The following is a 12,337-nucleotide window of genomic DNA, read 5'->3' on the forward strand; positions in this document are numbered from 1 at the left end:
ACCCGATGCATCCCGTGGACTTCGTGACCCATCTGCGCAGCCTGGCCGCGCAGCGACCCGACGACACCGCCCTGATCGCCATCACCGACGGTGACGGCAGCGCACGCGACACGCCCATCAGCTACCGCACGCTCGATGCGCGCGTGCGTGGCCTGGCGGCGCACCTGCAGCAGGCCTTCGCGCCCGGCGGCCGCGCACTGATCATGTTGGACAACAGCGACGACTACGTCGTGAGCTTCTTCGCCTGCCTCTACGTGGGCCTCGTCGCCGTGCCGGTGTTTCCGCCCGAGTCCACGCGCAAGCGCCACCTGGGCAAGCTCGAAGGCATCGCCGCCGATGCGGGCGCCTGCTGCGTGCTGACCCACGCCACCATCCGCGACGCGATGGCCGGCGTGGACGCTGCCTTTGCGCAGGCAGTGCTCATCGCCGTCGACGAAATCGACGCCACCGGCGCCGACACCTGGCGCCCGCACACGCCGGCCGCCACCGACATCGCGTTCCTGCAATACACCTCCGGCTCCACCTCGGCGCCCAAGGGCGTCATGGTCACGCATGCCAACCTGATGGCGAACATGCGCGCGATCGAGGAAGGCCTCTCGGTCTGCACCAGCGACACCTTCGTCACCTGGCTGCCGCTGAACCACGACATGGGCCTCATTGGCGGCCTGCTGCAGCCGATGCACCGCGGCACGGTCGTGGCGCTGATATCGCCGCGTTACTTTCTCGAGCGGCCCGTGCGCTGGCTCGAAGCCGTGTCGCGGCTGCGCGCCACGGTGAGTGGCGGGCCCGACTTCGCCTACCGCCTGTGCCTGGACCGGGTGTCCGACGCGCAGCTGGCCAGGCTCGACCTGTCGTCGTGGCGCCTTGCGTTCTCCGGCGCCGAGCCGGTGCGCGCCGACACGCTGCGGTCGTTCCAGCAACGCTTCGCACCTGCGGGCTTCCCGGCCGAAGCGGTCTACCCCTGCTACGGCCTCGCCGAATCGACGCTGTTCGTCACGGGCGGGCACCGCGGCAGCGGCATGGTCGCGCACGGCTTCGACAAGGCACGGCTGGCACAAGGCGCCGTGGTGCGCGATGACGAGGGCACCGTGCTCGTCGGCTGCGGTCGATCCGTTGCGCACCATGCGGTGCGCATCGTCGATCCGGCCACGCTCGCCGTGTGCGCGGACGACGGCGTCGGCGAGATCTGGGCCTCGGGTCCGAGCCTGGGCAGCGGCTACTGGAACAAGCCCGAGGTGTCGCAGAAGACCTTCGTCGTGCAGGACGGCACGCGCTGGCTGCGCACCGGCGACCTGGGCTTCGTGCACGGCGGCCAGCTCTACGTGGCCGGGCGCATCAAGGACCTCGTCATCGTGCGCGGCCACAACCTCTACCCGCAGGACATCGAGCGCGAAGTGGAGCGCGAGGTCGAGGCCGTGCGCAAGGGCCGCGTCGCAGCCTTCGCGGTCGACGGGCCCGAAGGCGAGGGCATCGGCCTCGCGGCCGAGGTGTCGCGCAGCATCCAGAAGCTCGTACGCCCCGATGTGCTGGTCGAGGCGCTGAGCGCGGCCGTGAGCGAACAGTGCGGCGAGCCGCTGTCGGTCGTGATGCTGCTCAACCCCGGCGGCATGCCCAAGACCACGAGCGGCAAGCTGCAGCGCGGTGCCTGTCGCGAGGGTTGGATCGATCGCACGGCGGATGCCTATGCCATCTACGCCCACGGCGCGTTTGTGCTGGGCGGCAGCGCACCGGCTGCAGTCGACACGTCCGAAGCCGCACTCGACGACGTCGAGCAGGCGTTGGCCACGATCTGGCACGCGGTGCTGCGCCGCCCCGCCGAACGCCCGCTGGCGCGCGACGCGCATTTCTTCACCCACGGCGGCAACTCGCTCGCCGCCACGCAGGTGGCCGCGCGCGTTGGCGAGCGCTGGGACATCGACTTTCCGCTGCGTGCGCTGTTCGAACAGCCGCGCCTGGGCGACCTCGCGCGCGAACTGCGGCGCGTGCTGGCACTCGGCCAGCGCCGCGCGCACCAGCCGATTCCGGCCCTGCCGGCCGAACGCCGCGCGGGGCTGCTCGCGCTGTCGCATGCGCAGGCCCGCCAGTGGTTCCTCTGGCAGCTCGATCCGAAGAACGGCGCGTACCACGTGGGCGTGGCGCTGCGCCTGTCGGGCGCGTTGAATGCCGATGCAATGACCGCAGCGCTCGAAGGCCTGCTCGCACGCCACGAGAGCCTGCGCACCGTGTTCCGCACGGCGGCGGACGGCACGGTCGGGCAGTTGGTGTTGCCGACGGCACCGCTGGCGCTCGCCCACATCGACCTGCGCGCGTTGCCGGAGGGCGACCGTGAAGGTGCCGCCGCAGCGCAGGCGCGCAAGCTCCAGGCCGAGCCTTTCGATCTCGCTGCCGGCCCCGTGCTGCGCGCCGCGTGGCTCCAGCTTGGTGACGAGCGCCACATCCTTGCCATCGTCACGCACCACATCGTGTCAGACGGTGCGTCGCTGCAGGTGCTGCTCGACGAGTTCGGTGCCGCCTATGGCGCGCACGCACAGGGCGAAACGCCGTCGCTCGCTGCGCCGCTGATCCAGTACGCCGACTACGCCGCGTGGCAGCGCGACTGGCTCGCCGCGGGTGAGGCCGAACGCCAGCTGACCTACTGGCGCGCCCAGCTCGGCGACGCGCATCCTGTGTTGGCCCTGCCCACGGACCGCCCCCGCCACGCGGTCGCGAACTACCGCGCGGCCTCGCATGCCTTCGACCTCGACGCGGCCCTCGTCGCTCGCCTGCATGCCACCGCGCAGGCACATGGCGCCACGCTCTTCATGGTGCTGCTCGCGGGATTCCAGGCGCTGCTGCACCGCTACACGGGCCAGCCCGATGTGCGCGTGGGCGTGCCGGTCGCCAACCGCCACCGCCCCGAGACCACGGGCCTCATCGGCTTCTTCGTGAACACGCAGGTGCTGCGCGCCACGATGAGCGGCCGTACCCCGTTCGCGCAACTTCTCGCCCAGAGCCGCGAGGCCGCGCTCGGCGCGCAGGCCCACCAGGACCTGCCGTTCGAACAGCTCGTGGACGCCCTGCAGCCGCAGCGCAGCCTGAGCCACAACCCGCTGTTCCAGGTGATGTTCAACCTGCTGCGCGAAGACACGGCCGTGCTGCGCGGTCTGCCGGGCCTGGCGGTCGACGAGTACCGCATGGACGACAGCGCCGCGCAATGCGAACTCGCGCTCGACATCCGCGAGCGCGCCGACGGCCAGGTGCGTGCGGTCTTCACCACGGCCGCCGAGCTGTTCGATGCCGCGACCGTCGCGCGCATGGCCGCGCACTACCGCGCGCTGCTCGAAACGCTGACAACAGATCCGGCCCGCGCCGTGGGCGATGCGCTGTGGCTCGCTGCTGAAGAGCAGGCGCAACTGCACGCCTGGGGCACGGGCACGTCGCTCGCATCCACCGCGACACCCGCGCATCGCCTCTTCGAAGCGCACGTTCGCCGCGCACCCGATGCCATCGCGCTGATCGCCGGCGACACCGAACTGTCCTACGCCGCACTCGACCGCCGCGCCAACCGCCTCGCACACCGCCTGCTGCGCCACGGCGTGCGGCCCGACACCTTGGTGGCCGTGGCCGTCGATGTCCCCATCGATCGCGTCGTCAGCCTGCTGGCCGTGTTGAAGGCGTGCGGCACCTACCTGCCCATGGACCCGTCGCACCCGCCGCAGCGGCTGTCGCAACTGCTGGCCGACAGCGGCGCCGCGCTGCTGCTGACCGGCAGTCACAGCACCGTGGGCGAGGGCGGCACCGTCGCCCGCCTCGCGGTCGATGACGCATCGCTCGACGACGAACCGGACGAGGCGCCGCAGGTCGCGCTGCATGACCACCACCTGGCCTACGTGATCCACACCTCGGGAACCACCGGCCGCCCCAAGGGCGTGGCGGTGGCGCACGGCGCGCTGTCGATGCACCTCCAGGCCATGGCCGACACCTGCGGCCTCACGGCAGACGACCGCTCGCTGCAGTTCGCATTGCCGCATGTCGATGCGGCCATCGAACAGTGCCTGCTGCCGCTGGCCACCGGCGCCGCGCTGGTGCTGCAGCCGCAGTGGTGCTCGCTCGCCAGCGAACTCGACGCCTTGCTGCAGCGCCACCGCGTCAGCGTGGTCGACCTGCCGCCGGCCTACGCGCGCCAGCTTCTGCAAGACCAGCCGCCGTTCCAGCACGCCGTGCGCCTCGCGCTCTTCGGCGGCGAAGCCTGGACGGGTGAAGACCTCGCGCTGATCCGCCGCGTGCTGCGCCCCGCAAGGGTTGTGAATGCCTACGGCCCGACTGAAGCCGTGATCACGCCGACCCTGTGGTCTGCGCAGGCCGAGGCCACCGTGCAGGGCTACGCCCCCATCGGCCGCCCGGTCGGCCGCCGCACCGCCCATGTGCTCGATGCCGACCTGCAGCCCGTGCCGCAGGGCGTGCCCGGCGAGCTGTACCTCGGGGGCGAAGGTCTGGCGCGTGGCTACCTCGGGCGCGCAGCCCTGACGGCCGAGCGCTTCATCGCCGACCCCTTCGATGCCGCAGGCGGTCGCTTGTACCGCACCGGCGACCTCGTGCGCTGGCGCGCCGACGGTCAGCTCGAGTACCTCGAGCGGCTCGACCACCAGGTGAAGGTGCGGGGCTTCCGCATCGAGCTTGGCGAGGTTGAGGCGCGTTTGCGCGAGCAACCCGGCGTGCGCGAGGCGCTGGTGTGCCTGCATGAGGGCGCGGCCGGCCCGTTGCTCGTGGCCTACGTCGCACCCGCTGCGGGCGTATCGCTCGACGCGACCACGCTCAAGACGCAGCTGGCACAGGCGTTGCCCGACTACATGGTGCCCTCGGCGCTCATGGTGCTCGACAGCTTCCCGCTCGGCGCCAACGGCAAGGTCGATCGCCGCGCATTGCCTGCGCCGGCCGCCGCCGGCACGCAAGGCTACGAAGCCCCTCGCGGCGACGTCGCGCAGACATTGGCCGCGATCTGGGCCGAGCTGCTCAAGGTCGAACAAGTCGGTCTGCACGACAACTTCTTCGACCTTGGCGGCAACTCGCTGCTCGTGATCCGCATGCACCGGCTGGTGGAAGACCGCCTGCAGCCCGGCCTCGCGGTGGTCGACCTCTTCAAGTACCCGACCGTCGGCGCGCTCGCCCGACACATCGAGCAGCTCGGGCGCGGCCCCGCCGCTGCCACCGACGACGCCGCGCTGGCGAAGCAGCGCGCGCAGCAACAGCGCGCGGCCCTGCTGCAACGCCGCCGACCCACGGAAAGAACCCTCTGATGCACGCGCAAGACGACACCCCGCTTTCCCCCGACACCACGGGCCCCACGGGCCTCGAGATCGCCATCGTCGGCATGGCCGGCCGCTTTCCGGGCGCGCCCGACGTGGACGCCTTCTGGCGCAACATCCGCGACGGCGTCGAGTCCGTCACGGCCTTCAGCGACGACGAACTGCGCGCGCGCGGCGTGCCCGAGCGCGCGCTGGCCGACCCCGACTACGTGAAGGCCGGCGTGCTGTTCGACGGCTACGACCGCTTCGATGCCGGCTTCTTCGGCTACTCGCCGCGCGAGGCCGAGCACCTCGATCCGCAACAGCGCATCTTTCTCGAATGCGCCTGGGAGGCGATGGACCACGCGGGCTGGCCGACTGGGAAGAAGGGCGGGGCGCCGGTCGGCGTCTACGCGGGCGACGGCCCCAACCTCTACCTCATGAAGCACCTGCTGCCCGCCTTCGGCATCGACGCAAGCACGGGCATCGCCGACATGCTGGGCCTCATGAGCGGCAACTCCGCCGGCTCGCTGTGCACGCGCGTCGCCTACAAGCTCGATCTGCGCGGCCCGGCCGTCAGCGTGCAGACCGAATGCTCGACCTCGCTCGTGGCCGTGCACATGGCCTGCCAGGGCCTGCTGAGCCACGACTGCGACATGGCGCTGGCCGGCGGCGTGTGGCTCAACCTGCTGCAGGAGGGCGGCTACCGCTACCAGAACGGCGCCATCCTCTCGCCCGACGGCCACTGCCGCGCCTTCGACGCCAAGGCTGCGGGCACAGTGATCGGCAGCGGCGCAGGCATCGTCGTGCTGCGCCGGCTGGCCGATGCGCTGCGCGACGGCGACACCATCCACGCCGTCATCAAGGGCACGGCCGCCAACAACGACGGCGCCGACAAGATCGGCTTCACCGCACCGAGCGTGCAGGGCCAGGCCGGCGCGATCCGCGCAGCGCAGCTGATGGCCGACGTGCCCGCGCACACGGTCGGCTATGTCGAGGCGCACGGCACGGGCACCACGCTGGGCGACCCGATCGAGCTGGCCGCGCTCACGCAAGCCTTCCGTGCCGATGGCGGCGATGGCGGGCGCTGCGGCTACTGCGCCATCGGCTCGGTCAAGACCAACATCGGCCACCTCGATGCGGCGGCCGGCGTGGCCGGGCTCATCAAGGCGACGCTGGCGCTGCGCCACCGCACGCTGCCGCCGAGCCTGCACTTCGCGCAACCGAACCCGCAGATCGATTTCGCGAACAGCCCGTTCCGTGTCAACACCGAAGCACTGCCGTGGCCAGAGGGGGATACACCGCGTCGTGCGGGCGTCAGCTCCTTCGGCATCGGCGGCACCAACGTGCATGTCGTGCTCGAAGAGGCGCCGCCCGTTGCTGCGTCCGAATCAACGACAGGCTGGCAGGTGCTGCCGCTGTCGACCCGCAGCGCGTCCGCGACGCGACAGGCCGCGCAGCAGCTCGCCGAGCATCTGCGCGCGCACCCCGCGCTGCCGCTCACCGACATCGCCCACACCTTGCAGGCTGGCCGCCGCGCCTTCGAGCACCGCAGCGCCGTCGTGGCCGACCACGCCGAAGGCGCGGTGCAGATGCTCTCGGCGGGCGAAGGCCTGGCCCAGCGCGCCGCACCCGCGCAGGCGCCCGAGGTGGTCTTCCTCTTCCCCGGCGGCGGCACGCAGCACGCCCAGATGGGCCGCGCGCTCTACGAGGACGACGCGACTTTCCGCGACGACATCGACCGCTGCTGCGCGCTGCTGGAGCCCGAGCTGGGCTTCGACTTGCGCACGGTGTTGTTCCCCACGCCCGGTGGCGAAGCCGAGGCCGACGCGCGGCTGTTCGACATCGCGCTCGCGCAACCCGCACTCTTCGTCATCGAATACGCGATGGCGCAGTGGTGGATGCGCCGCGGCGTGCGGCCCGCGGTGATGATGGGCCACAGCCTCGGCGAGTACGTCGCGGCCTGCCTGGCGGGCGTGTTCCGCCTCGAAGACGCGCTGCGCGTCGCGGCCCTGCGCGGGCGCCTGCTGCAGTCGATGCCGCCTGGCGCGATGACCGCCGTGCCGCTGTCGCAGGCCGCGCTCGCACCGTTCCTGGCGCCGGGCTGCGACCTGGCCGCCGCCAATGCCGAGCAGCTGTGCGTGATCTCCGGCCCGCGCGACGCGGTCGAGGCCGCCGAGGCGCGGCTGCGCGCGGCGGGCCACCTGCCGCGCCGCCTGCATGTGTCGATCGCCTCGCACTCGGCGATGACCGAGCCGCTGCTCGCGCCGCTCGAAGCGCTCATCGCTTCGGTGCCGCGCCGCCCGCCCACCATTCCCTTCGTGTCGAACGTCACGGGTCAACTCATCACCGCCGAGGAGGCCATGAGCCCCGCCTACTGGGCGCAGCACCTGCGTGGCACCGTCCAGTTCGTCGACGGCGTGCGCACCTTGCTGCAGGTGCCGGGCCGCGTGCTGCTTGAAGTCGGCCCCGGCGAAACGCTGGCGGGCCTGGCGCGCCAGCATCCGCTGGCCGACACCGCCGCCGGCGTGTTCGCCAGCCAGGCGCACCCGCAGCAGCAGGCACGCAACGCGCAGCAGATCGCGCAGACGCTGGCGCAGCTGTGGGTCGCGGGCGTGGACATCGACTGGGCCGCCTGCCGTGCGGGCGCCGCGCGTCGGCGCGTGCCGCTGCCGGCGTACCCGTTCCAGCGCCGCCGCTACTGGGTCGAAGCACCCCGTGGTGCGAGGGCGCCGCAACGCAGCAACGCCGATGCGTTCTATGTGCCCTCGTGGCAGCGCACGGAACCGCTGGCGTTCGCGCCGCCGGCATCGACCGACGGTTGCCTGCTCGTGCTCGGTGACAGCCGCAGCCTCACGGGTCACCTCGTGCGTCAGCTGCGTGCGCAGGGCCGCACGGTGCTGCTGGTCGAGCGCGGCAACGCCTTCGCACGCACCGGCCACGGCCACTGGACGCTGCGCCCCGGCGCACGCGACGACCACGCCCGCCTGCAGACCGAGATCGCCGCCGACTTCGGCGCCATCGCCGGCATCTACCACCTCTGGGGCCTCGACGAAGCGCTGCCCGCGCAGCAGCCGCAGGCCGAGCTGCTCGAACGCAGCTTCTTCAGCCTGCTCGCGCTCGTGCAATCGCTAGCAGTCGGCGACCGCACGCTGCCGCTGGCCGTTGTCGCCAACCAGCTCGAAGACGTCACCGGCACCGAGCCGCTGTGCCCCGAGAAGGCCACGCTGCGCGGCATCGGCAAGGTGATCGGACAGGAATACCCGCGCGTGCATTGCCGCGTGATCGACGTCGTGCTGCCCGCGCCCGAAAGCGATGCCGAAGGCCGGCTGGTCGCGCAGATCGTGGCCGAGGCCGCGGCGCTGCAGGCCGAGCCTGGCGAGCCGCTGGTGGCCTGCCGTGGCGCGCACCGCTGGATCAAGACCTACGAACCCGCGACGCTGACCGCCGCCGCGCAACCTCGGCTGCGTCACGAGGGCGTCTACCTCATCACCGGCGGCCTCGGCGGTGTCGGCCTCGCGCTGGCGAAGCACCTGGCCGTGCAGTGGCAGGCGCGGCTGGTGCTGCTGGGCCGCACGGCGCTGCCCGCGCGCACCGAGTGGTCCGTGCTGATGGCGACGAATAGCACACCCGCCGCTCTGAAGCTGCGGCTGCAGCAACTGCTCGAACTCGAAGCGCTCGGCGCGCAGGTGCTCACCGTGTCGGCCGACGTGTCCGACGCCGACGAGATGCGCGCCGCCCTCGCACAGGCCCATGCCCGGTTCGGCCCGCTGCACGGCGTCGTGCATGCGGCCGGCGATGCAGGCGGCGGCATGATGGCCGGACGCACCCGCGCGCAGGTCGACACCGTGTTCGCGACCAAGGTGCGCGGCACCCGCGTGCTGTTCGATGCGCTGCGCGGCCAGCCGCTGGACTTCGTGCTGCTGTGCTCGTCCATCTCCAGCGTGGCCGGCGGCCTGGGCATGAGCGACTACGCGGCCGCCAACGCCTACCTCGACGCCGTGGCCGTCGCGCATGAACGGCTCGGCGCGTTCCCGGTGTTCTCGGTCAACTGGGACGCCTGGCGCGGCCTGGGCATGGCTGCGCACATGGACGTGCCCGACGACATCGGCATGGACGGCCCCGAAGGCGCACGCGTCTTCGAGCGCATCGTCAACGGCCCGGTGCGCGCGCAGACCGTCATCTCGACCGCGGACCTGGCCACGCGCCTGGGCCCGCTCGACAACGGCATGCTCGACCTGCTCGGCGACGAGGCACCGGCCGCCGCCGCAGGCTCGGCGCATCCCCGGCCCGCGCTGCAGACCCCGTTCGTCGCACCGCAGAGCGAGGTCGAGACCGCGCTTGCCGCGCTGTGGACCGAGCGCCTGGGCATCGCACCCATCGGCGTGGACGACAACCTGTTCGAACTCGGCGGCGATTCGCTCGTCGCCATCCAGCTGCTGTCGCGCGTGCGCAAGCTCTACGCGACCGAGCTGCACCCCAGCGAATTCTTCAAGGTACCGACCATCGCCGGCCTGGCCGCGCGGCTCGGCGTCGCCTCGACCGCTACCGCACCGCAGCGCAGCGCGATGGAGATCACGCCCGTCGCGCGGGGCGGCGCGCTGCCGCTGTCGCCGATGCAGCGCCGCCTCTGGCTGGTCGATCGCCTCACCGACGCCGCCAACCGCAGCGGCCGCGCGGCCTACAACATGTCGGCCGGCCTCGCGCTGCACGGCGAGCTCGACATCGGCGCGCTGCGCGCCGCCATCGACGCCATCGTGGCGCGCCACGAGGTGCTGCGCACCGTGTTCACCGAGGACGACGACGGCGAGCCCATGGCCGTCGTGCGCCCCGGCGCGCCGCTCGACATTCCCTTGATCGCACTCGACGACGGCGCGCGCTACGGCCAACTGTTCGACGAGCTGGTGCGCGCCCCGCTCGCGTTGGCCGAAGGCCCGCTCATCAAGGCCACCGTCGTGCGCATGGCGGCGCGCGAGCATGTGCTGGTGCTCGTGGTGCACCACATCGTGTTCGACGGCTGGTCGATCGCCGTGTTCGCACGCGAGCTGGCCGCGTTCTACGAACGTGCACGGCGCGGCCAGCCGCTCCAGCTGGCACCGCTGCCCGTGCAGTACGCCGACTACGCCGCCTGGTATGCGCGCGCGCTCGCCTCCGACGGCTTCGCGCCGAAGGCTGCGTTCTGGCGCGAGCGGCTGGCGGGTGCGCCGCAGGCCTCGGGCATCAAGCCCGACCACCAGCGCCCGGCTGTGCCCACGCACGCTGGTGACTCGGTGCGACTCACGCTCTCGCCCGCGCTGTCGCAGTCGCTGGCCGCGCTCGCGCGCGCGTCGGACACCTCGCTGTTCACGCTGCTGCTGTCGTCGTTCTTCCTGTTCTTCCATCAGGCCTCGGGCGCCGACGACATCGTCATCGGCACCGACGTCGCAGGCCGCGGCCACCCGGACCTCGAAGGGCTGCTCGGCTTCTTCGTCAACGTGGTGCCGCTGCGCTCGCGTCGCACGAATGTCGCGACCGACTTCACGCAATGGCTGGCCGCCACCAAGGCCGACACCCTGGCCGCAATGGACCACCAGGACGTTCCCTTCGACCGCATCGTCGAGCTGTCGGGCGTGCCGCGCGCACGCGACCGCAACCCGCTGGTGCAGGTGCTCTTCGTGCTCCAGAACACACCCGAAATCCGGTTTGCCATCGAAGGCGCCGAGGTCGAGGTGCTGCCCCAGCAGATGAACGAATCCAAGTTCGACCTGGCGGTGTTCGCCAGCGAACACGACGGCGCGCTCACCGCCGAGTGGGTGTTCGCCACCGACCTCTACCGGCGGGAGACCGTCGAAACCTTCACCGCTTCGTGGCATGCGCTGCTGGAGCGGATCGTCGCCACGCCCGGCCAGACCGTCGACGCGCTGGCCCCCATGCCTATGCAGGAATCCATCGCCATGACCAATGTTCCCAACGTCCGCCCGGCCTCGAAACTGGACAAGCTCGGCAAACTTGGAAAGCTCGATGCCCTGGGCGCCGGCCGCGCCCCCGTGCGCGCCGCCGCGCGGCCCGCCGTGCAGACCTCGTTCCTGAAGCCCGGCGCCGAATTCCCCATCGTGCTGCAGGCCACCAGCCCCGAGCTCGACACTGTCGCCTGGGCCAAGGGCCAGGCCGACTACATCGAGATGCTGGTGGCCAAGCACGGCGGCATCCTGTTCCGCGACTTCGGCCTGAAGACCCCGCAGGATTTCGAGGCCTTTGCCGAGGCCATCGAGCCCGAGCTGTACGGCAGCTACGGCGACCTGCCGAAGAAGGAGGGCGGCAAGAAGACCTACCGCTCCACGCCGTACCCCGAGCGCCAGATGATCCTGTTCCACAACGAGAGCGCGCACCTGGACCGCTGGCCGCGCAAGCAGTGGTTCTTCTGCGAGCTGCCGTCGCCCGTGGGCGGCGCCACGCCCATCGTCGACTGCCGCGAGATGCTGCGCCGCCTGCCGGCCGAGGTGGTGGCCGGCTTCGAGCGCAAGGGGCTGCAGTACGTGCGCACCTTCACGCCGGGTCTGGACGTGAGCTGGCAAGACTTCTACAAGACCGAGCGCCGCGTCGACGTCGAGGCGCGCCTCGCCGCCGCCGGCATCGAATGGCGCTGGTTCGACGGCGACACGCTGCAGACGCGCACCCGCTGCCCCGCCGTGATCCGCCATCCGCTGACCGGCGAGCGCGTGTTCTTCAACCAGGTGCAGCTGCACCACGTCGCCTGCCTCGAAGCACAGGTGCGCGAAGACCTGCTGGCCATGGGCGGCGTAGAGCGCCTGCCGCGCCACGTGACCTATGGCGACGGCTCGCCCATCGCCGACGAGACCATGGCCATCGTCGGCGAGGCCTACGAGGCCTGTGCCGTGCGCTTCGACTGGCGCCAGGGCGACGTCGTGATGCTCGACAACATGCTCGCGGCCCATGCACGCGACCCCTTCGAGGGCCCGCGAAAGATCGTGGTGGCGATGGGCGCGATGTTCGACCGCGCCGCGCTCGACGACGGCGCGCGCGGCGCCGATGCCCGCCTGACCGACGCGCAAGGCGCATGAACGAAAGGACGA

General features: G+C 71.6%; 2 protein-coding genes. Both read left to right on the forward strand.

Going from position 1 to position 12,337, the window contains the following annotated elements:
* The first annotated feature begins 5 nt into the window (after positions 1-5).
* Positions 6-5,276, forward strand: coding sequence for an amino acid adenylation domain-containing protein (locus AAG801_RS12090; RefSeq protein WP_341888587.1), 5,271 nt, complete (start codon positions 6-8; stop codon positions 5,274-5,276).
* Positions 5,276-12,325 (forward strand): SDR family NAD(P)-dependent oxidoreductase, encoded by a 7,050-nt coding sequence (locus AAG801_RS12095; protein ID WP_341888588.1) that lies wholly within the window; start codon positions 5,276-5,278, stop codon positions 12,323-12,325. Before AAG801_RS12090 ends, AAG801_RS12095 begins: the two co-directional genes overlap by 1 nt.
* The last annotated feature ends 12 nt before the right edge of the window (positions 12,326-12,337 follow it).

This window comes from Variovorax sp. YR752 (assembly GCF_943372545.1).

Bases quoted from the DNA above. Each gene is read 5' to 3' on its own strand.
- AAG801_RS12095 (WP_341888588.1), top strand. From the start codon at position 5,276: ATGCACGCGCAAGACGACACCCCGCTTTCCCCCGACACCACGGGCCCC.
- AAG801_RS12090 (WP_341888587.1), top strand. From the start codon at position 6: ATGCATCCCGTGGACTTCGTGACCCATCTGCGCAGCCTGGCCGCGCAG.